Origin of the sequence: Paenilisteria riparia FSL S10-1204, assembly GCF_000525995.1 — a bacterium.
GTDB lineage: Bacteria > Bacillota > Bacilli > Lactobacillales > Listeriaceae > Listeria_A > Listeria_A riparia.
On record NZ_AODL01000002.1, the window covers coordinates 33,247 to 57,653 of the forward strand.

Genomic DNA, 24,407 nt, shown 5'->3' on the forward strand with positions numbered 1-24,407 from the left:
GCAGTCAGCGAAACTACTCTCTTTTTTGCGTGTGAATTAGCGGTTTTGGATAACTTCGGTTTTGTAGCCGTCGGGGTCCATAACGAAGAAATACGTTGGTTTCGTTCCTGGCAAGCCTTTCAAGTCGGTTACACTGTAGCCGGCTTTTTCGAATTGTTCGTGGGTTGCGGAAAGGTCGTCAACGCCCACTGCTAAATGCCCGTAGCCGTTACCAAGGTCATAAGGTTCTGCTTGATCGTAGTTATACGTTAATTCTAACTCAAAGCCACCTTCTTCAAATACCAAATAAACAAGTGTGAATTTATGATCTGGGAATCTTTGCGACGTGTTTCTTTTAAACCAAATGCTTCTGTGTAAAAGGCTAGCGATGTGTCTAGGTCTTTGACGCGAATACATGTATGTAGCATTTTAATACTCATGGTAAAATTCCTCCTAAATATAGATTTTGTCTCGGTTTCATTGTAATATATCCGCGCTTTGATTACAAATGTTGTTGTTTGTAGGAGTCGATAGTAACGTTTACAAAGGCACCGAGTAGCATGATAATCGAGATGAAGTAGAGCCATAGCATAATGACGATCATGATGCTGAGACTGCCGAACCCTAGGATTTTATCGCCTTGAAAACTAACATACGCAGAAAGCAGTTCGGTTGCAAGGAGCCAGCCAATGGTGGCAAATAGAGCGCCAATGACACTTTTTCTGATTTTCCATTTTACGTTTGGAACGAGCCAGTAGATGATGAGGAATAGGGTAAATAAGAAAATTGGCGTGATGAACCATTTTGCAGCACCTAGATTAGCGAGAGCGTCAAGCTTCAGGTCGAATTGGTCTTGCAGGAAAGTCACGATTTGTTCGCCAAATGCAAAGATAAAGACGACAGCACCGAGAATCACGATGATAAGGAGCATCATCAGGAAAGACATGATGCGGGTCACGATGAAATTTTTGCGGTCAGGGGCTTGGTAGACGATGTTTAGCACTTCTTGTAAGGCACTGAAACATCTCGATGCGGACCAAATAGCAGTAATCAAACCGAGTGAAATGGCAGTACCACTTGCATTGGTTAGCATGCTTTCGATGACAGGATGGAGAATATCATATACTTCTGGTGGCATGAATGTTTGGAGTGTAGCGTAGATTTCCTCTTTCGGGATTGGAAAGAGTGGTATTAGATTGCCGAATACGAGCATCATTGGGAGAATGGATAGCAATATGTAAAAGGTGAGCTGGGCGGCGTGGGAGGTAACTCGAGCGTTTTTCCAGTTTGTTTTGGCGATTTCTCCTACTTGTTTTAGTTTGGTTTTTGTTTGGGCTTTTAATGGCATGTGATTTACATCCTTTCGTAAAATGGCTTCTTATATATGGATTTCCCCTACAGTTGTAATTCTTAAACGTTATCTTGATAGTGCGGTAATTTTTGTTATGCGTTATTAACTATATGAGGAAGTGAGGAGCGGAGGTTTATTCGAGTTGGCAAATGCTTTTCGTTTGCGCTATACTTTAAGAAACAAGAAGAAAAAGGTGGCGTATTCGATGGTGAAAATTAGTGGTTTAGCAACGGGATTGTTGCAGGAGAATTGTTACGTAATTTATAATGAAAAACATTGTCTTATTGTAGATCCAGGCAGTGATGCGGAAAATATTATTGCCAAAGTGGAGGAAACGGGAACAAAGCCCGTCGCGATTTTATTGACGCATTGTCATTATGATCATATTGGGGCGTTAGAGGAAATTCGGGCGCATTATCAGGTGCCGGTTTTTGTGAGCCCGCTAGAGCAAGAATGGCTTGGTAATCCTGAATTGAACGGTTCGGTTGGGATGTCGCAGTATAGCAATAAGGGAATTATTTGTGTGCCTGCGGAGAACGAGTTTGAGATTCGCGATTATAATATAGAAGGAATTACGTTTCGCGTAGTGCCAACGCCAGGCCATTCAATCGGTAGTGTGAGCTTTATTTTTGATGATTTTGTAGTGGTTGGGGACGCGTTATTTAAAGGTAGCATCGGTCGTTCGGATTTGTATACGGGAGACTTCGATACGTTGATTGAAAGTATTACGACGCAGTTGCTCGTGCTACCGGATGAGATGCCTGTGTACGCGGGGCACGGAGATGCGACGACGATTGGTCATGAAAAGGCAACGAATCCGTACTTAACGTGAGGAGGAAGCTAGAATGAGAATTAATGTCACGAGTATTTTTGTGGATGATCAAGAGAAAGCGTTGCGATTTTATACGGAGATTTTAGGGTTTAAGAAGCGCTCGGATTTCCCTGTGTCGGACGCGTTTCGCTGGATTACGGTCGTGTCAAAAGAAGAACCGGACGGCGTGGAGTTGTCGCTGGAACCGGATGATAATCCTGCGGTTGGCCCGTTTAAGTCGTCGATTTACGCGCAAGGGATTCCGTTTATGTCTTTTGCGGTGGACGATGTGTATGCGGAACATGAACGCTTGCGGGAGCTTGGCGTTGTTTTTAAGCAAGAACCAATGGCGCATGGTCCTGTCACGGTCGCGATTTTTGATGATACGTGCGGAAATTTGATTCAAATTGCGCATATGAATGAGGCGGCGTGAGGCGTGGGGCTTTATTTAGAGTTTCCGGCGCTGGACCGCGATTTTCCGATGCGGAGTTTTACGAATGAGGGCGGCGTCATTGTTTATCCGCATTGGCACAAGGAGATTGAGCTGATTTATGTGACGCAAGGTCGGCTGAATTTGGGCGTGAATGATGTGCCGATTCAGATGGCTGAGGGCGAAATTTATGTAATTAATGGCGGGGATGTGCATTATTTCTTGGCATCGCCAAATAGTGAACGGATTGTGCTGCAGTTTGATTTATCGGTTTTTCAAGAATTTTCATTGACGGAAGTAGAAGGCAAACGATTGCGCGATTTGTTTTTGAAAGTTGTTCCCGCAAGCAATGATTGGGATGTGGATGTGGCGAAACGGGTTGCTGGGCTTTTGCAGGTGATTCATGAAGAGAGTTTCGCGCGCCGTGAGGGATATCGCTATGTGGTGAAGGCGAAATTGTATGAAATGCTAGCGGTGCTTGATCGCGAGGTTCCAAAGCAGGTGCGTGATGTGGCAGAAGATATGACGAGCAAATCGCAAGATACGCTGGAGAAATTGCAACAGATTTTTGCGTATGTGGAAGACCATTATCAAGAAACGATTACACTGCAACAGGTCGCGGATTATGTTGGCTTTAGTTCGTACTATTTCACGAAGCTTTTTAAGCGCAATATGGGGATTACTTTTATGACTTTTGTGAATGATTATCGTTTAAGCAAGGCAAAATGGATATTGTTAAATGAGGAGACCCCGGTGACAGAAGTAGCTGAGCTGGCTGGTTTTAGTAGCGTGAAGACGTTTCACCATGCTTTTAAACGGGCAATGGGTGTGTCGCCGTTGAAATATAGGAGGACAATATTCGGGAATAAATAAGCAAGAAATTAGGAAGAAAAACCTCGGTTTGTTTTGTATCATGGAGATAATAAAACAAATGGAGGTTTTCTTATGACTTTAAAAATTGGGATTATTGGTTGTGGCGGTATTGCAAATGGTAAACATATGCCGAGTTTAAAGAGTGTTGCCGAAGCAGAAATGGTGGCATTTTGTGATATTGTAGAAGAACGCGCAGTGAAAGCAAAAGCGGATTTCGGGGATGCTAATGCAAACGTATACACAGATTATAAAGAATTATTGGCGGATAAGACGATTGATGTTATTCATGTTTGTACACCAAATATTTCGCATGCAGAAATTTCAATTGCCGCGATGGAAGCTGGCAAACATGTGATGTGCGAGAAACCAATGGCGAAATCAACGGAAGAAGCGCAGTTAATGATTGATGCCAGCAAGAAAACAGGCATGAAATTGACAATAGGCTATCAAAACCGTTTTAGAAAAGATTCACAGTTCTTACAAGAAGTGTGTGCCAATAATGAGTTAGGCGAAATTTATTACGCGAAGGCAAAAGCAATCCGTCGTCGTGCCGTGCCAACTTGGGGTGTGTTCTTAGATGAAGAAGCACAAGGCGGCGGTCCATTAATTGATATTGGTACACACGCGCTTGATTTAACGTTATGGATGATGGGCAATTATAAGCCGAAATATGTCGTTGGGAACGCGTATCATAAGTTATCCAAACGTGAAAACGCGGCGAACGCTTGGGGACCTTGGGATCCTTCAAAGTTTACAGTAGAAGATTCTGCATTTGGTTTTATCACGATGGAGAATGGCGCAACAATTGTGTTGGAATCAAGCTGGGCACTGAATACATTAGATGTCGGTGAAGCAATGACAGCGCTTTGCGGAACAGAAGGCGGCGCGGATATGGAGAATGGTTTGCGCATCAACGGTGAATCACATAGTCAAATGTATGAAAAACAAATCCAGTTAGAAGCAGGCGGCGTTGATTTTTACGATGGCACAGGTGATGATCCAGCAGAACTTGAGGCACAGCAATGGATTGACAGTATTTTAAATGACACAGATCCTGTTGTAAAACCTGAGCAAGCGCTTGTCGTGACGCAAATTTTAGAGGCAATTTATGAATCTTCGCAAACCGGAAAACCAGTATTTTTTAATTGAGAGGAGTCTTTCAAATGGCGAAACCGATAGCGCTTCAATTGTGGAGTGTGCAGGATGCGTGCCAAGAAGATTTTTTCGGGACGCTCGAACGAGTAGCAGAAATGGGTTATGATGGCGTGGAGTTCGCGGGATATTACGATAAATCGGCAACAGAACTGAAGGCTAAATTGGCAGACCTTGGCCTTGCTGTTGCCGCTTCACATATTCCTTACGAAAAATTTAGGGATGAACTGGATGAGGTAATCGCATTTGAGCAAGAACTGGGGAATGAATACCTTGTCTGTCCATGGGCTGATTTTGAGACGGAGGCAGAATGGCTAGAGTTCGCGAAAACATTGCGTATTATTGCTGAAAAAGTAAACGCTGCTGGACTTCATTTTGTATATCATAATCATGCACATGAATTTGAGAAATTAGGCAATGATTATATTTTAGATGTGCTACTGGCAGGTGTGCATGGTTTGGAAGTGGAACTTGATACTTATTGGGTCCATCATGCGGGCGTGGATGTTGTGACATATATGCAACGCTGGGCAGACCGGATGCCACTTGTACACTTGAAAGATATGAAACGCGATCCAGTGGAAAGTACGGAAATTGGCAATGGCGTACTAGCTATTAAGCGCTTTGCAGAATTAGCCGAGCAAAGCGGTGTGAAATGGCTTGTGATTGAACAAGAAGCCTTCGACAAAGATCCGCTTGAAAGTGTAAAAATTGGGCTTTTAAATTTAAGAAAGCTGGTGGGAAAGTAATGACAAAAGTAACAGTTTGGAATGAATTTCTTCATGAGAAGGAGAGCGAAGAGGTTGCCACGATTTACCCGGATGGGATTCATGGTCAAATTGCTAAATTCTTGACGGCATCGGGTCTTGATGTGAAAACAGCGACGCTAGATGAGCCGGAACATGGACTCACAGAAGCAGTTTTGGCAGAGACAGATGTTCTTGTTTGGTGGGGTCATATGGCCCACGATGCAGTAGATGATGCTATTGTTAATCGGGTGCATAAACGAATTTTGGAAGGCATGGGTTTGGTTGTTTTGCATTCGGGGCATATGTCAAAAATTTTCATGAAACTGATGGGTACGAGTTGTGACTTGAAGTGGCGTGAAGCGGATGAGAAGGAGCGGCTGTGGGTTGTGGCGCCGAATCATCCGATTACAGATGGCATTGCGGAATATATAGAATTGGAAAAAGAAGAAATGTACGGTGAACACTTCGATATCCCGGCACCCGAAGAATTGATTTTCATTAGCTGGTTTGAAGGAGGGCACGTATTCCGCAGTGGCGCAACGTATAAACGCGGAAACGGCAAGATTTTCTACTTCCAGCCAGGCCATGAAACATACCCGACGTACCATAACGAAGCGATTCAAAAAGTAATTACGAACGGTGTCAATTGGTGTGCGCCAACGTCTTGGACATACCCTAAATATGGACATGCGGAAGCCCTAGAAAAGATCGGAGGAAAATAAGATGAGATTAGGTGTTTTTACCCCGTTATTTGCAAATTTAAGTTTGGAAGAAATGTTGGACAAAGTAGCAGCAGCAGGTCTTGGCGCAGTAGAAATTGGAACAGGTGGAAATCCTGGCAACCATCATTGCCCAACCGACGAACTACTTGAAAGTGAAGACGCACGCTTGGCTTATTTGAAGAAATTTGAAGATCGTGGCTTGATTATTAGTGCGTTTAGTTGCCATGATAATCCGATTTCGCCAGATCCAGAAGAAGCAAAAGCTTCCGATGAAATTTTGCGAAAAACGATTCGATTGGCTTCTATGATGGGTGTTCCAGTCGTTAATACGTTCTCAGGGACAGCGGGTGACAGTGAAGATGCGAAAGCTCCGAACTGGCCAGTAGCGCCTTGGCCGAACGTATATAGCGACATCAAGAAATGGCAATGGGAAGAAAAACTGATTCCATATTGGAAAGAAATTGGTCATTTAGCAGAAGAATACGATGTCAAAATTGGTATCGAGCTTCATGGTGGTTTCTTAGTTCACACGCCACATACATTACTAGCGTTACGCGCGGCGACAAGCCCAGCCATTGGCGCAAATCTTGACCCGAGTCACTTATGGTGGCAAGGAATTGATCCAGTTGGCGCGATTAAAATTCTCGGAAAAGAAGGAGCAATCCACCATTTTCACGCCAAAGACACGTATTTAGATCAAGACAATATTAATCGTTACGGCTTGCTAGACATGCAGCCATATGGCGACGTACAAACACGAGCATGGACTTTCCGCTCTGTTGGATGCGGTCATGATGTGAAAGAATGGTCCGATATGATGAGTGCATTACGCACGTATGGCTATGACTACGTTGTCAGTATTGAGCATGAAGATCCATTAATGTCTATCGACGAAGGATTCCAACGCGCCGTGACGAATTTACAAAGTATTTTAATCAAAGATGAACCGCTAGACATTTGGTGGGTCTAGGGAAAGGTTGATAGAAATGAAAAACCTAGTTATTGTTGGTTTTGGCGGTATGGGAACGTATCACGTGGAGCTAGTTGGCGCAGCAGAAGGCATCACCGTTACTGGTGTGTATGACATTGCCGAAGCCCGGTTACAAGTTGCTAAAGAAAAAGGCTTGCAGACCTATCCGAGTTTTGAAGCCGTTTTGGCTGATGAAGCGGTAGACGCAGTACTGGTTGCAACCCCAAACGATAGCCATAAAGACCTTGCGATTCAGGCCCTAGAAGCTGGGAAAAACGTCGTTTGCGAAAAACCAGTCACGATTACAAGCGCAGATTTAGAAGCGATTTTAGACGTGGCAAAAAAAGAAAACAAGACATTCATGGTACACCAGAACCGCCGTTGGGATAGCGATTTCCTCATTGTCCGCGATATGGTACAAAAAGAAGCGCAAATCGGCAATGTTTTTCACGTTGAATCCCGCGTTCAAGGAGCAAACGGAATTCCCGGTGATTGGCGTCATTTGAAAGCACAAGGTGGCGGAATGCTACTCGATTGGGGAGTTCATTTGCTGGATCAGCTTTTATTCATGACAGACAGCCAAATAAAGACCGTATCTGCGAATCTCAGTTTCATTCTTGGTGACGAGGTCGATGACGGTTTTACAAGCTTCATCACTTTTGAAAATGGCACTACAGCCTTAATCGAAGTAGGAACGACGAACTATGTGAAACTACCGCGTTGGTATGTCAAAGGTACAGAAGGCACAGCGGTCATCCAAGATTGGGATTTAAGCGGCGAAATCATCGCACCAGACCGCACCGTCGCAAAAGTAGAACCAAAGCCAATTCAAGCCGGTCAAGGTCTTACCAAAACAATGGCGCCACCATCCGAAGAATCGACAACAAGAAGCCCAATTGTGCAAGTAGCCCCAGATATGGCAGGTTTTTACGATAATTTTGCAGCAGTTCTAAATCACACAGCAGAACCTATCGTCAAAAACGAAGAAGTTCACCGTGTATTACGCCTAATTGAGGCTATTTTTGAAGCAGGTGAAGAAGGTAAAGTAGTCTATTTTAACGAATAAATAAAAAAGAGCGCTGGGAATAGCTAAATATGAACTGCTCCCTGTCTACTTGACAGGGAGCAGTTCAGTTTGCTTTTATGCAGGCTATCTTTTTTATTGTTGCGTTTCGTGATCGCAAGACTTTTCTAACTCACAGCCGCCACATTTGCCTTGTTTACTTTTACGAATGTATGTAACGAGGGCATAGGCTGCATAGCCAAAAATTAGTCCGCCGATAATGAAATTTACCAAATCAAGCGCCTCCTTTATATAAATAATGAACCGATTTGATAGACGAGTAAGGTTATTACATATGCTGTCACGAGGGGATAAACGACTGAAAACGCCGTCCACTTAAACGACAGAACTTCTTTTCGAATGGCAGCGACCGTTGCCAAGCACGGAATGTACAGCAAAATAAACAACATAAAACAATAAGCAGAAAGCGGCGTATAATGCGTACTAACGACAGCGGCGAGCGTACTTTCTTTCACTGAATAAATAATCGACATCGTTGAAATGATGACTTCTTTCGCCAAAAACCCCGGAATCAATGTCGCGCCAGCTTGCCAAGTCCCAAAGCCGAGTGGCGCTAAAATCGGAGCAATAAAGCCACCGATCATAGCAAGGAAACTCTCACCCATCGGAACATTAATACCCGCAGGACCGGTATAATTAAGCAACCAAATAATCACAGAACCGGCAAAAATAAATGTCCCAGCTTTGCGCAAAAATCCTTTTCCTTTTTCCCATGTGCTACGCCACAAAGTTCGCAATGACGGCGCGCGATAAGGCGGAAGCTCAATAATAAAAACCGAGTTTTCCTTTTTAAGCAAAGTCATGGATAAAATTTTTGTTACGAGTAGTGCTAGGACAATACCAATAAGATAAAAAGACAGGACAATAAGCGCCTGATTATGTGGGAAGAAAACACCTGCAAAAAGCGCGTATACTGGCAATCGTGCAGAGCAAGACATAAATGGTGTCACCAGAATGGTCAATGTTCGCTCTTTTGACTCTTCAATCGACCGTGCTGCCATGATTCCAGGCACATTACAACCAAATCCGATAATCATTGGAATAAACGCCTTCCCATTGAGTCCAAAGAATTCCATCACCCGGTCCATCACGACTGCAATACGTGCCATGTAACCCGAATCTTCCAATAGCGAAATAAAGAAAAATAATACCAAAATCTGCGGAACAAAGACGAGTACACCACCAACTCCTGCAATAACTCCATTCACAACTAAATCAATAATAAATTGTGAGGCACCGATATAGGTTAGCCCGGTAGTGACCCAATCCGATAATGCCCCGCCAAAAAAAGCCATCCAGCATATCCGAAAGTGGCACGCCAATCCAAGTAAACGTTACCTGAAAAATCAAGTACATCACGCATAAAAATAATGGAATTCCCAGCCACGGATGCGTGAAAATGCGGTCAAGTTTATCCGAAAGCGGCATATTATGTTGCTTTGTATATTCCACCGATTGCAGACAAAGATCTTCGATAAAAGCCTCTCGTACCGTATGAAAATACTGGGATAATGGAACAGACAATTTTTTGGCCAAAGCCTCTCGAATCGCAAGCGCTTCATCTAAAATACCATGCTGCATTAAATACGGCTGAATCGCTTCATTCCCACTTAAAAACTGAACGCTAAACCATCGTTTTTGCTTGGCAGGTACAAATGCAATCCATTTTGAAAACACGGCAATAGCTTCTTCCACATCCGTACCATAAGGCAAAACAAGCCCGCGCGCTGGCGCCACCTGATCTTCTGTAATTGCCCTCAACACATCGTCTGCACCTTTGCCAGTTCTCGCAACAACAGGCAACACTGGAATGCGAAGCTTGCGCGCAATCGCAGGAATATTAATCCGCACACCACGACCAGCGGCCACATCCACCATATTCAGTCCCATCACAACAGGCGCCCCGTATTCTAACAACTGAATCGTCAGCTGCAAATTCCGCTCAATTTGCGAGGCATCGACAATATTCAAAATCGCATCAAAAGACTCTTCCAACAAAAAACGAGTCACAACCGTCTCATCACGAGAAATAGGACTCAAATCATAAATACCAGGCAAATCAATCAATTTTCCAGCATTTTTGCGAAGTGTTCCTAATTTTTTCTCAACTGTCACACCGCTCCAATTCCCAACGGTTTCATAAGAGCCAGTGAGCGCGTTAAAAAGCGATGTTTTTCCTGTATTTGGGTTTCCGAGTAAACAAACCGTTGTCATTGCATTTCTACCTTGATGGTACACGCATCACAGTTTCGGATGCTAATGTACTGCCCTTTCGTCTCAAATGTACAAGGCCCGCCAAATAAGCCTTTTTGTTTGATACAAACTTCACAACCCGCTTTACAACCAAGCGCTAAAAGCCGTTTTTCAAGCATTGGGTTCGTTACATCTAGCTTGGTGATGGTCGCCAATTCCCCGATGGCCACTTCATTTAGCTGTTTTTCCATGCGTAAAGCCTCCGTTCTTATGTATAATGATTCTCATTCTCATTGTAACACAAATCTTCACACCCGAAAAGCAAAATCCTACAACCCGATTGTCAGAACGCAAATGAACCGTTAGAATAGGGTGTAGAAGAAACGAGGGGGAGACGCGAAAAATAATGAGACTAGATAAATTACTAGCCAATAGCGGTTTCGGCAGCCGCACTGAAGTCAAGCAATTATTGAAAACAGGTGCTGTCACAGTCAACGATGTTCGCAAAAAAGAAGCCAAATTCCAAGTCAATGAAAACACAGATTGCATCGAAGTTCATGGCGAACCCGTACACTACGAAGAGTTTATATACCTCATGTTGAATAAACCGCCTGGCGTTGTTAGTGCCACAGAAGATAATTGGGACGAGACGGTCATTGACTTGTTAGAACCCCAAGATCGCGCGAAAAAAGTTTTCCCAGTAGGGCGTTTGGATAAAGATACAGAAGGTTTGCTGCTCATTACAAACGACGGTGTGCTGGCTCATGATTTATTATCTCCGAAGAAACACGTAGACAAGACATATTTTGCTAAAATTGAAGGGATAGTAACAAACGAAGACATCGCAATTTTTCAAGAAGGTGTGACGATTTCGGATAATTATACATGCAAACCCGCGAGATTAGTTATTTTAAAAGCAGAAAATGGGGCATCAGAAATTGAAATCACGATTCAAGAAGGGAAGTTTCACCAAGTTAAGCGGATGTTTGAAGCTGTTGATAAGAAGGTAATCTATTTGAAACGGCTACAAATGGGGCCGATTACGCTTGACGAGACACTTGAATTAGGCGAATACCGCGCGTTAACCAGTGAGGAACTAGACAAGCTAATGAATATAGGAGGATAAACTGTACTATTTTTTTTAGTATTCCTGTATTACTATTTTAGTAGAATGTTACAAAGCTACTACCTTACTTGTACTAATACAAAATGAGAATTTTTAAAACTGTTATAACTGATTTGAAATACTATTCAAGTACAGATTTTCGTAGTAGAATGTAGGTAGTATATTATTATCCATTGGAGGAAAAAGAAACTATGAGTGATTTATTTACAGTGTTAAAAGCGCAAGTAACGGGGAAGAATTTACGAATCGTATTACCAGAAGGTGAAGATGCGCGTATTGTTGGTGCGGCGGCGGAGCTTTTGAAAGACGGTATTGTAACGCCGATTTTATTGGGGGATAAAGAGGCCATTGCAGCAACTGCGAAGGAATTACAAGTATCATTGGACGGGATTGCGATTCACGAGCCAGCGACAGATCCACTTTTTGATGAATTGGTAGCGGCTTTTGTAGAGCGTCGTAAAGGAAAAGCAACGGAAGAAGATGCTCGTAAGATTCTTGTAGATCCGAACTATTTTGGTACGATGTTGGTTTACACTGGCAACGCAGACGGTCTTGTAAGTGGTGCGGCGCATTCGACAGCAGATACAGTTCGCCCAGCATTGCAAATTATCAAAACAAAACCAGGTATTTCTAAAGTAGCAGGCGCCATGATTATGGTTCGCGGTGATGAGAAATATGTTTTCAGTGACGTGGCAATCAATATTGCACCTGAAGCACAAGACTTGGCAGAAAATGCGATTGTCAGCGCTCAAACAGCTTCTGTATTTGGCATTGATCCTCGCGTAGCAATGCTTAGCTTCTCAACAAAAGGTTCCGCAAAATCAGCAGAAACAGAAAAAGTTGTGGAAGCAACAACGCTCGCAAAAGAAAAAGCACCAGATTTAGTTTTGGACGGCGAGTTTCAATTTGATGCAGCGTTTGTCCCGTCTGTAGCATCCAGTAAGGCACCAGATTCTGTACTAAAAGGGGACGCAAATGTTTTCATATTCCCAAGCCTAGAAGCTGGAAATATTGGCTATAAAATTGCGCAGCGCTTAGGTAACTTTGAAGCAGTTGGCCCTATTTTACAAGGCTTGAATGCACCTGTTAATGACCTTTCACGTGGATGTAACACGAAAGATGTATATAATTTAACGTTAATTACTGCAGCTCAAGCAGTGGCCGAATAAAGGATAAAAAGTAGCGTAATGCGGAGAAATCTCCAATCATTACGCTACTTTTCTCATTTATAATGTGGAAATAAATAATTCTAGCAAGCGCGTGTCTCCAGTTAATTCAGGATGAAAAGCAGTGACAAGTGTGTTTCCCTGTCTTGCCGCGACACATTTATCATCTATACTTGCTAAAACCTCGACCTTTTCGCCAATAGCAGAAATATATGGAGCACGTATAAATACTGCTGGAAAAGCTAGTCCCTCCACACCTTTTACCTCAATCATAGCCTCAAAACTATCTTTTTGTCTCCCAAACCCGTTTCGAACAACTGTCGTGTCAATCAGTTGAAGCGTCTCATCTTGACTGCCGTCAATAGCACGAGCCGTTAAAACTAAACCAGCACACGTTCCAAAAATACCTTTTCCAGATTTTGCGAAGGTTTGTACTGTTTCAAAAAGATCATATTTTTTCATTAGTCGACGCATAGTTGTGCTTTCCCCGCCAGGTATAATCAACCCATCAAGTTGTTCTAATTGATTAGGATGTTTTACAGCGACACCAGTAGCACCAACATTTTCAATGGCTTTTAAATGCTCTGAAACCGCACCTTGTAATGCTAAAACACCAATAGTCTTCATGTTTACCAACCTCGATCTTGCATACGATCTTCAGGATTTAGGCGAGAAATTTCAATACCTTTCATTGGTGCACCGAGTTCTTTCGACAGATTGCCAATGAGTTCGTAGTCTGTGTAGTATGTCGTTGCTTGCACGATGGCATTCGCGAATTTTGCTGGATTGTCTGATTTGAAAATACCAGAGCCGACGAACACACCATCCGCACCGAGTTCCATCATTAACGCCGCATCAGCAGGAGTGGCAACACCACCAGCCGCAAAATTAACAACTGGCAATTTGCCAAGTGTTTTAATTTCTTTTAAAAGTTCGTACGGCGCACCCAAATTTTTTGGCTTCCGTCATCAGTTCATCATCGCTCATTGCGCTCACTTTGCGGATTTGGCTGTTTACTTGACGCATATGACGAACCGCTTCAACGATATTTCCTGTTCCAGGTTCTCCTTTTGTACGAAGCATCGAAGCACCTTCACCGATTCTGCGGAGCGCTTCACCTAAATCACGACAACCACATACGAATGGTACGGTAAAATCGCTTTTTAGCAAATGAAATTCATCATCCGCAGGCGTTAAAACTTCACTTTCATCGATATAATCGACGCCCATCGCTTCTAGGACACGAGCTTCCGTGATGTGCCCGATACGCGCTTTAGCCATAACTGGAATAGAAACCGCGTTCATTACTTCCTCGACAATACGGGGATCAGCCATACGAGCAACCCCGCCAGCCGCCCGAATATCAGAAGGCACCCGTTCCAAAGCCATTACGGCAACAGCCCCAGCTTCTTCCGCAATTTTGGCCTGTTCCGCATTGATAACGTCCATAATCACGCCACCCTTTTGCATTTGCGCCATCCCACGCTTAACGACCTCACTACCAACTTGTTTTTCCATTTAAAATTCCTCCTTCATATGTAAAACTTCTGCTTTGGCATTCTGTAAATTCTATGTTAAGCTATAACCACTTTTTAAGAAACGTCCAATTGGAGGGAGAAAAGGTGGTCCAATTATGAAAAGCTGAAACAGCCCGTTAGCCCTGAAAGGAACTGGAGCGGTCGTAGAAAAAGTCCTCTTTTGACTTTTTTGGAGAGCGTGAAGTTCCCGAAGGGCTGGCTGTTGAAGCTGGATCACATGAAAAGCTGAACACGCCCGTTTAGCCCTGAAAGAGCTTGGAGCAGGCGCAGTAAAAATCCTCTCTTGATTTTTGCGGAGGCTGTGAAAGCTCCGAAGGGCTGGCTGTTGAAGCTGGATCGCGAAACAAGAATGAGAGACGGTAGACATCGAATTTCTTAAAAACATGATTACCAGACATAGAAAAACCACCACCCCCAGAACAAGTAACCAAACCAAAAAAATTTGGCAACAAACCAATTTAAGTAGGGAGCATTCTTCCAAAAGGTCCAAACATTGTTTTGCGTCATAAGAACCGCTGAAGGATTACATTCTCGTTTCACTCTAATACATATTGAAGCTCTAATTCAGAAAGTACGCTTCGTAATAGCTTCAACAAAGGAGGCAAAACCCATGTGGCAAATTCCAAAAACTACTCAATATCCAATCTATCAGCAAATCATCGCCCTAATCGAAACCCACATCCAAGATGGCCAATTACTTCCTGGCGATAAATTACCACCAGAACGCGAACTCGCAGCAACACTCGGAGTCAATCGCTCTACACTTGTTCGCGCGCTCGACGAACTTAGCGCTCGTGGCATTGTCACCCGAAAACAGGGAAGTGGCACAAGAATCAGTGAAGACAAATGGGGCGTTTTTACAGGTCGCAAAACCAACTGGCGTCATTATGTCTCACAAGGCGCATTCTTACAAGCTACGCCATATCTCGACAAAATTAAGCGGCTCCAAACCGAAGCACCAAAAGACATTATCGACCTAGCATCCGGCGAACTACCCGTAAATCTAATCCCAAAAATTTCAACACCAGCCCTATCTTGGCAAAGCTTCTTATCCGAAGAAAGCTCAGAAGACATCGCAGGCTACAAACCATTACGCTCCACCATCCAAAAAATGCTAGCAGATAACTATGACATTCCAACGAAGCTGGATCAACTTTTCATCACATCAGGTGCCCAACAAGCCTTATTTTTAATTACTCAATGTTTATTAAAGAGCGGAGATGCCATTGCTATTGAAGCCCCATCCTACTTTTACGCATTATCCCTTTTTCAATCGGCAGGACTGCGCATATACGCACTACCAATGGATGACGGCGGCGTGAAATTAGCAGAACTCGAGCAACTCTATCGAAAACACCGTATTAAAATGGTGTTTGTAAATCCAACCTTTCAAAACCCAACAAGCCTAACAATGAAAACCAAAAGGAGACACGATTTCGTCGCGTTATGTTCCAAAATGCAAGTGCCTATCGTAGAAGACGACCCATATAGCCTTCTTCATTTCGACGAAAAACAAGAACAACCCGAGTCCCTCAAAAAAATCGACCCAGATAACGTATTATACATCGGCTCCCTATCAAAATTGATGGGTTCAACGACTCGAATTGGTTGGCTTGTAGGACCAGCAGCCGTCGTGAAAAGACTAGCTGAAGCAAGACAAGAAATGGATTTTGGGCTAAGTATTTTCCCGCAAGTGCTCGCTAATCACGTGCTCAATAACATCGCCTTTGATTCCCACATCGCGAACTTACGCGAAACATTGGCCAAACGCAAAGACGCACTAATCGCCACTTTACCCAAAGAAGTAACTTATACGGTTCCCACAGGTGGCTTCCATCTCTGGTGTCGACTCCCAAATGAAAAATGGGAAATGCGCGATTTCGATATTTTCTTACAGCATAAACTCCTAGTCATGCCCGCATTCCTATTCGGCGTTCATGAAAGCGCCATCCGTCTCACCTTTGCACGACTAAACGAACAAGATGCACCAAAAGTTGGCAAAATCTTGCAAGACATCATCACCAAGAAAGGACGGTCCTAAAAATGAAACAAAACCAAGAAGAAGTCCTGAGAGACCTATATAATCTCATTCTCCATCCTGGTACCCGAGATTGGGAACGCTCCTTAATGCAAACAGCAAAAACGCAAATTGAGACTGGCGCGAATATCGATACCCAAATCGCAAAACTAGAGGCAGAACTGCGACCACTTGCACTAAGAAACAACTTGACTCCCGATGTTGCCGATTTTTATTTGAAAATTACGGATAATACTACTGCCGGAAAAACGTTTGATACGTCCAAACACTATCAAGAAGATGCGCCGTATCAAGCACGTGCGATATTTGCTGGTGGCTGTTTTTGGTGTATGGTGGAACCGTTTGAAACAAAACCAGGAATTATCGCTGTATTGTCAGGGTATACTGGTGGTCATGTGGATTCTCCAACCTATGAACAAGTGCTCGGCGGTTACACTGGGCATGTGGAAGCCGTTGAAATTATTTTCGATACTAGGATTTGGAGTTACGAGGCGCTAGCCGAACTATATTGGCAACTAACAGACCCGACAGATGGAGACGGCCAAATGGCTGATCGGGGCAGTAATTATCGTCCAGTTATCTTCTTCATGAATGAAGAACAACGTGAAATCGCCGAGCGGGAGAAAAAGGAACTAGCCGAATCCGCTAAATACAAGCGCCCCATAGTGACGGCAATCGAACCAGCCACGACCTTTTGGCTAGCAGAGAACTTCCACCAACAGTTTTACCGAAAAAATCCGAAGCGGTATAAAAAAATGAAGCGCACGCGCCAGCAACTTTTAGCATTCCAGCGCTTACAAGCAAGGATTCGAGCTTGGTTCAAACGCTCTTGAATAAAAAAGAAGCCATGCGCTAACACAGCTTCTTGCTACTTATTCCCTTATTTTTCTGCATAATATTGAATCGTTGAGGGTAATTCTTTTACTTGCTTATAGTTAGAAAGAAGCTGGTTATTCGCTACATGGATCTTGAATTTTTTTATTTTTTCTCTAATTTATTAGCAGAGTAGAATGTGCGTGTTTCGGCGCTACCATCTTTTTTATAGCATTTCAACGTATATTTATAACCTGAAAACTGGTTTTTTTGAACTTTTTCCCCGTTTGTGTTGACATGTACAAAATAGGCTTTAGCTGTAGCATCTGAGGGCAGTGCATACTCACAAATAACGCATATTGTAATAAGTAGTCCAGCTAGTATAAGTAACAATCCTTTTTTATTCCTCATTTCCCTCAACCTTTCGATTTCCTAGTTTAACTGTTCAGCGGCTTTCTTCGGAATGTCCGCTTTTTTAACTTCTTCATAGGAGGTAACGCCCCTATTCTCTTTCCAAAAAACTTCTAAATACGCATCTTTTCGTAAATTTTTCTGTGCGATAAATTCCATATCTTTTTCTTTACCATCTTCGCTATATCCTGGAAGATCGTAATTGTAGTCGGTATAAGCTGAACCATCGCTTGCATGCCCGCTCGTTATTTTAGGATCTTTGGTTATCTTGACGTAGTATGTATCTGCGCCTAACCGATGGAAATTTATAAAACGTCCAGCTATTAATGCTCCGCCAATAATTACGATAATAATAATAAGTGAAATAAATAATTTTTTCATAAGTTGTCAGCTCCTTCATTTGATACTCTTATTATAGCTTGGCTTACAATCTGGTTCCCGCTTCCTACCTAACAAAACAGGAGGGGAACCTTACAATTTTGCAATGTTTGCTGTCATGTTGCATTTTGTCTATAAATATGGTTAAATAATATAGTTAGCTAATTAACGTTAGGTTAGGAGGCGAAAAAATGAAAGAAATCGATCAACGAATGGAAACAGATTCGGTTGGAAAAGTATTTTTGCGCTATTTAATTCCTTCACTAGTCGGAATGTTGCTCATGTCGGTGAACATTGTGGCAGACGGGATTTTTGTTGGACATAGGCTCGGTGGAGTGGCACTTGCTGGAATTAATATTGCTGTGCCGGTATTTTCGATTTTCACGGCAATCTCGCTTTGGATTGGGATTGGTGGAGCCACGCAGTATTCATTCGCATTAGGTGAGAAGAACATTCCGGAGGCGCAGCGAATCTTCACTCGTTCTATTATTATGGTGTTTTTAATTACAATTACATTAGCGAGTATCGCGTTTGTTTTCCGGGTGCCACTTGCCAACGTGCTTGGTGCGAATCCGGAAACATTGCCGTACGTGATGGATTATATGACGATTTTATTAATGTTCGGTTTTGCTTTTACAGTAGAAAATATTTTGAGCATTTTCGTGCGGAATGATGGGGACCCGAACTTGGCGATGATTGCCCTGATTGTAACGGCAGTCGTGAATGTCATTTTGAACTATTACTTCCTATTTGTTTTGGATTGGGGCGTAAGCGGTTCAGCAGGAGCGACGATTATGGCGGTGACCGTCGGTATTGGCGTACTTTCCGTCCATTTCTTCAAAAAGAGCAGTCGTCTAAAATTCGTGAAATTCCGCTTTACGAAAAAATCAGTCGCAAAAACGTTTTCCATCGGGATGCCGAGTTTCCTATCTGAATTAGGATTATCCGTCTTCACAATGGGTTACAATATCGCGATTGCAGCTGTAGCAGGAACCGCTGGTGTCGCGGCGTTCTCTGTCTTAAACTATACACATAGCGTGATTTTGATGCTGTTTTTAGGGATGAGTTCGGCAATTCAACCCCTTATTAGTTATTATCGCGGAGCAAAAAGACAAGATCGCGAACAAGCAACCATCCGTTTAGCAGTCAAAACGGCGATTGGAACAGGGCTAGGATTCTTTATTATTGGCTTTTTTGGAGCGAACCATATTGTTCAGATGTTTGGTGATTTCAGTCCAGAGATTGTTAATCTAGCGACAATGGCTGTTCGGATTTTCTTCGCTGGTTACATCTTCATGGGTTTCAACTTTGTCATGATGACTTATTTCCAAACGAGCAATCGCGTTGGCATGGCAATTTGGATTACAGTGGCCCGCGAAATGTTATTTATGGTTGCTTTCCTCATTATATTGCCACCGTTCTTCGGAGTAGAGGGTGTTTGGGCATCCATTCCGCTATCAGAAGCAGTAGTTGCAACGTCTATCGTCATTTATGCACGTCGCAAACATATTTTCACAAAAGGCATTCAGTAAAAAACACCGCTTAGTCAAAAATTTCAGTCTTGGCCAAGCGGTTTTTTATAGAGTTTGTGAATTAAAAAAATCCGAAAAAAAAACTTGACACCAAATGTAGTGTTAGCCCACCTTGATATCACAACTTATAGTGAATTTATGTAGGTCTATTCACAAGTAAATCTCCCAAAAAAATAAAAAATTTTAATAGAAAAACCTTGCTGTTAAACGCTTTTCAGTAATTGCTAAAAAATTCCCTAAGCACTATATCTTGCATTCACATTCAAAAAGAGATACTATATATAGTATCGAAAGCCGTTAAAACACGATTTGCTATTTTAACTTTTACAAAGGATTAGACTTTTGCAAAAGTTAATTTTTTTGTTCCGAATAGGCTGGTTCGATGGATGAGTGTGGCTAAGTATAACTTGGAATATATGGAAGAAATGGGGATAACAAATGACAACTTACATAGTGAAAGACGGAGGGAATCGCAAACTACCTTTCGACAAAGAACGACTAAACCGATATTTAGATACAATCCATGCAGAATTTCCAACTTTAGAAATGGAAGACTACAAACGCAAGATTTTCACATTTATTGAGAAGAAAGAAGACTACGCAGCTGATGAATTAGTGGACTACTTGATTCGTGAAGCAGAAGCGCGTACCGACATTCATTTACCAGCGTGGGAATTGTTTGCAGCGCGTCTTTATTTGAACAAGTTATATAAGAAAGCGAGTAAGAATCGTTTCTATAATGATGATGATAAATACGGTTCGTATGTTGGCTTACAAGAAAGCCTTGGCGAGCGCGGTATTTACTCAGGAAGCATTTTGAAGAATTATTCAAAAGATGAACTTATCAAAGCCGGTGAAATGATTGAACCAGAAAGAGATAAGTTGTTCACATATAATGGTTTGTACTTGTTAGCAACACGTTATCTAGCAACAGACCAAGCACGTAACGTCTATGAGTTACCACAAGAACGTTGGTTGACGATTGCGCTATATTTAATGCAAGATGAGCCGAAAGAAAAACGGATGGACTTAGTGCGCGAAGCATATTGGGCGTTAAGTAATCTTTATATGACGGTTGCAACTCCAACACTAGCAAACGCTGGTAAAGTTGGTGGTCAATTATCCAGTTGCTTTATTGATACAGTAGATGATAGTTTGCAAGGTATTTATGATAGCAATACCGATGTAGCACGTGTAAGTAAACATGGTGGTGGCGTTGGCGCTTATCTTGGTTACGTTCGTTCTTCTGGCGCAGCAATTCGCGGTGTACGCGGTGCAAGTGGTGGTGTCGTTCCGTGGATTAAACAATTGAACAATACGGCAGTTAGTGTCGATCAGTTAGGCCAACGTAAAGGTGCCATTGCGGTTTACCTAGACGTTTTCCATAAAGATATTGAAGCATTCCTTGATCTTCGTTTAAATAATGGTGACCAACGACTGCGTGCTCATGACGTGTTTACAGCCGTTTGTATGCCGGACCTATTCATGGAAACAGTAGAACGTCGTGGTGACTGGTACTTATTTGACCCACACGAAGTCAAAGAGAAGAAAGGCTGGTATCTACAAGACTTCTACGACGAGCAAAAAGGTGACGGTTCTTTCCGCGAGAAATACGAAGAACTAGTAGCGGACGAAACAGTTAGCAAGAAAATTGTCAAAGCCATCGATATTATGAAACGCATCATGGTAAGTCAATTAGAAACAGGAAATCCGTTCATGTTCTACCGGGATGAAGTCAATCGTATGAACCCGAACAAACATGCCGGCATGGTTTACTCAAGTAATCTATGTACCGAAATCATGCAAAACATGAGCCCGACACGCATGATTCAAGAAATGATAAGTGGCGACCAAATCGTTATTACGAAACAAGCTGGAGACTTCGTTGTATGTAACTTATCTTCCGTGAACTTAGGTCGTGCAGTGCTTGCAGAAGACCCAGAAACATTGGAACGCCTTATTGCCATTGAAGTTCGCATGTTAGACAATGTTATCGACTTGAACGAACTACCAGTACCGCAAGCAACGATTACTAATAAGAAATATCGCTCTATCGGTTTGGGTACTTTTGGATGGCATCATCTATTAGCCCTTAAAAATATTGCTTGGGATAGCGAAGAAGCAGAAACATTTGCCGATGAGTTATATGAGCAAATCAACTTCCTAACTATTAAAGCAAGTGCCGCATTAGCTAAAGAAAAAGGCGCATATTCCGTATTTAAAGGCAGTGACTGGAATACAGGCGAATATTTCGAACGTCGCGACTACACATCAGAAGCATGGCAAGAACTTGCAGCTGACGTCGCACAAAACGGTATTCGTAACGCCTATCTTGTAGCAGTGGCACCAAACATGAGTACAGCACAAATCGCAGGCTCAACGGCTTCTATCGATCCAATTTTCAGTCCGTTTTATTATGAAGAGAAGAAAGATTACCGCCGTCCAGTGATTGCGCCGGACTTATCGCTTAAAACGTATCCGTACTACGGAAAAGGCGCGTATCAAGTCGATCAATTCGCAAGTGTACGTCAAAATGGTCGCCGTCAACGTCACGTCGATCAATCATTAAGCTTTAACTTCTACGTGCCAAGTGGTATCAAAGCAAGCAAATTGTTAGAACTTCACTTACAAGCATGGAAAGAGGGCTTGAAAACAACGTATTACGTCCGCTCTAACGATATTGATGTAGAAGAGTGCGAATGGTGTTCAAGCTGATAAACGAATAGCAACAGCGAGCAAAGCATCTGTCTTTGCTCGTGCTTTACATATGGATATACCTAGGAGGAGGTTTTTTAGATGACGGAACAAAGAGAAGAATTGCACCGTATTAAAATATTAGAGCCGCTTAGCCCGAATCGTTCAACGGCTATTATAAATGGTGACACGAGTGGGATTTTGAATTGGAATGATATCCCGTATCCATCGTTTTACCGTGCATACAAGGAATTATCGACAAACTATTGGATTCCTGATGAAGTAGATATGAAGGGTGACGCGAAACAATACCCAGAGCTATCTGAAGAAGAGAAATACGCTTTTGACGCTATTATTGGTTTGCTGGCGACGTTAGATTCTCCGCAAACACGGTTTATTTATAATGTCGCAGAATATATTACAGATCCTGCTGTACACGCAAATACAGCGATTATCGGGCAACAAGAAGTGATTCATAACGAGAGCTATTCCTATGTGCTTGCTTCGATTACGAACTTACAAGAACAGAAACGCATTTTTGAATTGGCGCGTACGCATCCGACGATTATTAAGCGTAACGAACCAATTATGGAAGCTTACGACAACTTTATGAACAACAAAACAGGCGAGAACTTAGTAAAAGCTCTGATTCAGTCATCCATTTTAGAAGGTATTAATTTCTACAGCGGTTTTGCTTATTTCTACAACCTTGTTCGTCAAAATAAAATGACGGGAACAGGTAAAATTATTAGTTTTATTAATCGTGATGAATTGGCACATTCGAAGTTCATTTCGGAAGTAATTCGTGCAATTCTTGGTGAAAATCCGGAATTGCAAACCGATGAACTCGTAGAATATACGCATGAAGCATTCCGCCACGCTGTGGAACTAGAAATTGTTTGGTCAGAAGAAGTATTAAATGGTATCGAAGGGATCGACGTGTCAGAAATGGTTGATTACGTGAAATACCGTGCCAACAAGATGCTAGGCATGCTAGGAATTCCAGAGCTATATCCAGGTCATAGCGATAATACAATGACATGGATTAAAGCTTACGCAGATAATTTTACCGAAACAAAAACGGACTTTTTCGAAATGCGCAATAGTAGTTATAAAAAGACAAACATTGATAACGGTTTTGATGACCTATGAAAATCCTCTTGGCGTATGATTCTCTGAGTGGGAACACAAAAATGGTAGCAGATGAGGTAGAGGCGGAACTTAAGAAGGCGCAACATGATGTGACTTCCTTTCGCGTTCACCCAGATGCCCAGTATCCACTTGAGACGGACTACGATTTGTTCATTTTAGGGGCATGGACAGCAGATTTAGGTAGGACACCGCCAGATATGAAGGATTTCATAGCAGAATTAGGAACGAAACCACCACACGTCGCGATTTTTGGGACAGGTGAAACACAATGGAGTATGGCATATTTTTGTGGGGCAGTGGACCGGATGGCGAAGTATTTCGACTCCCAATATCCGACACTGAAAATCGAACAAATGCCGCATACCGAGCGTGATCACACAGCAATTCAAGACTGGGTCGCGCAAATATTGTCCATGAGAGAAGGGGTAGTAAAATGACAAGTATTGAAATTAAAACAATGGAAGAATTCGAACAACATATAGCAGCAGGAGAATTAGTATATGTAGACTACTGGAAAGACAACTGTCCGAACTGCAAAATGCTAGACCTATCATTTCAAGAATTCAAAAATTCATCGATTGCTGATAAAGTAAAAGTATTGAAAGTAAAACTAGAAGAAGTCGGCGAAAACTTCTTTTTTGACCGCAATGTTCGCCAAACACCAACATTAGTACTATATAAAGGCGGCGAAGAGGTTTCACGTTTGAACGGGTTTATTCCTCCAGAACATATTGAGGAAGCAGTTGTGGCGCAAGAAGCTTAATAGTAAGATAAACTAAGAAATCGATAAATGGTTTCTTAGTTTTTTTGTACTTTCCGCGAGGGTTATTTAGAATTTAAAGTATTTATTTTCCTCATGTTAAAAGTGATGCTATAATTAAAGTGATTGATAATAATCTCAACTAGAAAGGAAGTAAGCGCATGTCCAAGAAAATTCAATTACCAAGCGGGCGACTATCTGAGCATGCTAAAGAAATTGGTAGCAAAGCAAATGAAATCTCATTTAACCTACAACCCACTGTGTCTTATTCCACAAGCTCGGCGCGGCAACTAGTACAAAGCAGTATGGACGTGGCGCAGATGCTTAAAACTATGCCAGAAGCCTTTAACAAAGACGTACAGAACTTGAAAAATGTGGAACAAGCCTTTGTTGCTTCGGAAAAGAAATTAGCAGATATGTGGAGTAAAGCGCTTCATTTAGACAAATAAAAAGACAGAAGGAGTGGTAAGAAGGGATGAGACAAC

General features: G+C 42.4%; 24 protein-coding genes and 3 pseudogenes. 18 read left to right on the forward strand and 9 right to left on the reverse strand.

The window, feature by feature from the left end; genetic code table 11:
* Positions 1-36: 36 nt before the first annotated feature.
* A pseudogene (gloA, locus tag PRIP_RS00350) lies at positions 37-419 on the reverse strand (lactoylglutathione lyase).
* A 62-nt stretch (positions 420-481) separates the two neighbouring features.
* Positions 482-1,327: a YihY/virulence factor BrkB family protein gene (locus tag PRIP_RS00355; RefSeq protein WP_052008647.1), complete on the reverse strand. Its 846-nt coding sequence runs from the start codon at positions 1,325-1,327 to the stop codon at positions 482-484.
* A gap of 208 nt (positions 1,328-1,535) precedes the next feature.
* On the opposite strand from PRIP_RS00355, the gene PRIP_RS00360 reads away from it, so the two are divergent.
* The 8 genes from PRIP_RS00360 to PRIP_RS00395 all read left to right on the forward strand — a co-directional run bounded on the left by PRIP_RS00360 (position 1,536) and on the right by PRIP_RS00395 (position 8,103).
* The gene (locus tag PRIP_RS00360) at positions 1,536-2,162 is read left to right on the forward strand and encodes an MBL fold metallo-hydrolase (protein ID WP_036098886.1); all 627 of its coding nucleotides are present in this window, start codon (positions 1,536-1,538) and stop codon (positions 2,160-2,162) included.
* Positions 2,163-2,175: 13 nt separating this feature from the next.
* Entirely contained in the window at positions 2,176-2,574 is a 399-nt protein-coding gene (locus PRIP_RS00365) for a VOC family protein (protein ID WP_036086282.1), read from the forward strand.
* A gap of 48 nt (positions 2,575-2,622) precedes the next feature.
* The gene (locus tag PRIP_RS00370) at positions 2,623-3,444 is read left to right on the forward strand and encodes a helix-turn-helix transcriptional regulator (protein ID WP_420912099.1); all 822 of its coding nucleotides are present in this window, start codon (positions 2,623-2,625) and stop codon (positions 3,442-3,444) included.
* Between the two features lie 72 nt (positions 3,445-3,516).
* Complete coding sequence (locus tag PRIP_RS00375) at positions 3,517-4,593, forward strand: Gfo/Idh/MocA family protein (RefSeq protein ID WP_036098888.1); 1,077 nt, start codon at positions 3,517-3,519, stop codon at positions 4,591-4,593.
* A gap of 14 nt (positions 4,594-4,607) precedes the next feature.
* Entirely contained in the window at positions 4,608-5,345 is a 738-nt protein-coding gene (locus PRIP_RS00380) for a sugar phosphate isomerase/epimerase family protein (protein ID WP_036098889.1), read from the forward strand.
* Entirely contained in the window at positions 5,345-6,067 is a 723-nt protein-coding gene (locus tag PRIP_RS00385; RefSeq protein WP_036098890.1) for a ThuA domain-containing protein, read from the forward strand. Before PRIP_RS00380 ends, PRIP_RS00385 begins: the two co-directional genes overlap by 1 nt.
* A gap of 1 nt (position 6,068) precedes the next feature.
* Positions 6,069-7,037 carry a sugar phosphate isomerase/epimerase family protein gene (locus PRIP_RS00390; RefSeq protein WP_036098891.1) on the forward strand — a complete coding sequence of 323 codons (969 nt, stop codon included), beginning with the start codon at positions 6,069-6,071 and terminating at the stop codon, positions 7,035-7,037.
* 10 nt (positions 7,038-7,047) lie between these two features.
* Entirely contained in the window at positions 7,048-8,103 is a 1,056-nt protein-coding gene (locus tag PRIP_RS00395) for a Gfo/Idh/MocA family protein (RefSeq protein ID WP_036099075.1), read from the forward strand.
* A gap of 93 nt (positions 8,104-8,196) precedes the next feature.
* Here the strand turns inward: PRIP_RS00395 and PRIP_RS16575 are convergent, their stop codons facing one another.
* From PRIP_RS16575 to PRIP_RS00405, 3 genes and pseudogenes are all read right to left on the reverse strand, one after another.
* Positions 8,197-8,334 carry a FeoB-associated Cys-rich membrane protein gene (locus PRIP_RS16575; RefSeq protein WP_077912858.1) on the reverse strand — a complete coding sequence of 46 codons (138 nt, stop codon included), beginning with the start codon at positions 8,332-8,334 and terminating at the stop codon, positions 8,197-8,199.
* Positions 8,335-8,348: 14 nt separating this feature from the next.
* Positions 8,349-10,335: pseudogene (gene feoB, locus PRIP_RS00400) on the reverse strand (ferrous iron transport protein B).
* A complete protein-coding gene (locus tag PRIP_RS00405; protein ID WP_036098892.1) occupies positions 10,332-10,565 on the reverse strand; it encodes a FeoA family protein in 234 nt (77 codons plus the stop codon). Before PRIP_RS00405 ends, feoB begins: the two are co-directional and overlap by 4 nt.
* Positions 10,566-10,720: 155 nt before the next feature.
* Here PRIP_RS00405 and PRIP_RS00410 point away from each other — a divergent pair, with 155 nt between their 5' ends.
* Together PRIP_RS00410 and pta are read left to right on the forward strand one after the other, a co-directional pair.
* On the forward strand, positions 10,721-11,440 hold the full coding sequence (locus tag PRIP_RS00410; protein ID WP_036098893.1) for a pseudouridine synthase: 720 nt from the start codon (positions 10,721-10,723) through the stop codon (positions 11,438-11,440).
* A gap of 191 nt (positions 11,441-11,631) precedes the next feature.
* The gene (gene pta, locus PRIP_RS00415; RefSeq protein ID WP_036098894.1) at positions 11,632-12,609 is read left to right on the forward strand and encodes a phosphate acetyltransferase; all 978 of its coding nucleotides are present in this window, start codon (positions 11,632-11,634) and stop codon (positions 12,607-12,609) included.
* Between the two features lie 57 nt (positions 12,610-12,666).
* On the opposite strand, the gene pdxT is transcribed toward pta, so the two are convergent.
* Both pdxT and pdxS read right to left on the reverse strand, forming a co-directional pair.
* Positions 12,667-13,233, reverse strand: a complete 567-nt coding sequence (gene pdxT / locus PRIP_RS00420) for a pyridoxal 5'-phosphate synthase glutaminase subunit PdxT (RefSeq protein ID WP_036098895.1) — start codon at positions 13,231-13,233, stop codon at positions 12,667-12,669.
* A 2-nt stretch (positions 13,234-13,235) separates the two neighbouring features.
* Positions 13,236-14,124, reverse strand: a pseudogene (gene pdxS, locus PRIP_RS00425) (pyridoxal 5'-phosphate synthase lyase subunit PdxS).
* 630 nt (positions 14,125-14,754) lie between these two features.
* Here pdxS and PRIP_RS00435 point away from each other — a divergent pair.
* Together PRIP_RS00435 and msrA are read left to right on the forward strand one after the other, a co-directional pair.
* On the forward strand, positions 14,755-16,185 hold the full coding sequence (locus PRIP_RS00435; protein WP_036098897.1) for an aminotransferase-like domain-containing protein: 1,431 nt from the start codon (positions 14,755-14,757) through the stop codon (positions 16,183-16,185).
* Positions 16,186-16,187: 2 nt separating this feature from the next.
* Complete coding sequence (msrA, locus tag PRIP_RS18070; protein ID WP_036098898.1) at positions 16,188-17,015, forward strand: peptide-methionine (S)-S-oxide reductase MsrA; 828 nt, start codon at positions 16,188-16,190, stop codon at positions 17,013-17,015.
* 145 nt (positions 17,016-17,160) lie between these two features.
* On the opposite strand, the gene PRIP_RS00445 is transcribed toward msrA, so the two are convergent.
* Positions 17,161-17,406 (reverse strand): YxeA family protein, encoded by a 246-nt coding sequence (locus tag PRIP_RS00445; protein WP_149023723.1) that lies wholly within the window; start codon positions 17,404-17,406, stop codon positions 17,161-17,163.
* A gap of 21 nt (positions 17,407-17,427) precedes the next feature.
* Positions 17,428-17,787 (reverse strand): YxeA family protein, encoded by a 360-nt coding sequence (locus PRIP_RS00450; RefSeq protein WP_036098899.1) that lies wholly within the window; start codon positions 17,785-17,787, stop codon positions 17,428-17,430.
* 188 nt (positions 17,788-17,975) lie between these two features.
* Here PRIP_RS00450 and PRIP_RS00455 point away from each other — a divergent pair, with 188 nt between their 5' ends.
* From PRIP_RS00455 to PRIP_RS00480, 6 genes are all read left to right on the forward strand, one after another.
* On the forward strand, positions 17,976-19,316 hold the full coding sequence (locus PRIP_RS00455) for an MATE family efflux transporter (RefSeq protein ID WP_036098900.1): 1,341 nt from the start codon (positions 17,976-17,978) through the stop codon (positions 19,314-19,316).
* A 438-nt stretch (positions 19,317-19,754) separates the two neighbouring features.
* On the forward strand, positions 19,755-22,031 hold the full coding sequence (locus tag PRIP_RS00460; protein ID WP_036098901.1) for a ribonucleoside-diphosphate reductase subunit alpha: 2,277 nt from the start codon (positions 19,755-19,757) through the stop codon (positions 22,029-22,031).
* A gap of 81 nt (positions 22,032-22,112) precedes the next feature.
* Positions 22,113-23,162 carry a ribonucleotide-diphosphate reductase subunit beta gene (locus PRIP_RS00465; RefSeq protein ID WP_036086316.1) on the forward strand — a complete coding sequence of 350 codons (1,050 nt, stop codon included), beginning with the start codon at positions 22,113-22,115 and terminating at the stop codon, positions 23,160-23,162.
* Positions 23,159-23,599 carry a flavodoxin gene (locus PRIP_RS00470; protein ID WP_036098902.1) on the forward strand — a complete coding sequence of 147 codons (441 nt, stop codon included), beginning with the start codon at positions 23,159-23,161 and terminating at the stop codon, positions 23,597-23,599. The genes PRIP_RS00465 and PRIP_RS00470 overlap by 4 nt, the downstream gene beginning before the upstream one ends.
* Positions 23,596-23,925 carry a thioredoxin family protein gene (locus PRIP_RS00475; RefSeq protein WP_036086318.1) on the forward strand — a complete coding sequence of 110 codons (330 nt, stop codon included), beginning with the start codon at positions 23,596-23,598 and terminating at the stop codon, positions 23,923-23,925. The genes PRIP_RS00470 and PRIP_RS00475 overlap by 4 nt, the downstream gene beginning before the upstream one ends.
* 158 nt (positions 23,926-24,083) lie before the next feature.
* Positions 24,084-24,371, forward strand: coding sequence for a TIGR04197 family type VII secretion effector (locus PRIP_RS00480; protein WP_036098903.1), 288 nt, complete (start codon positions 24,084-24,086; stop codon positions 24,369-24,371).
* Positions 24,372-24,407 lie beyond the last annotated feature (36 nt).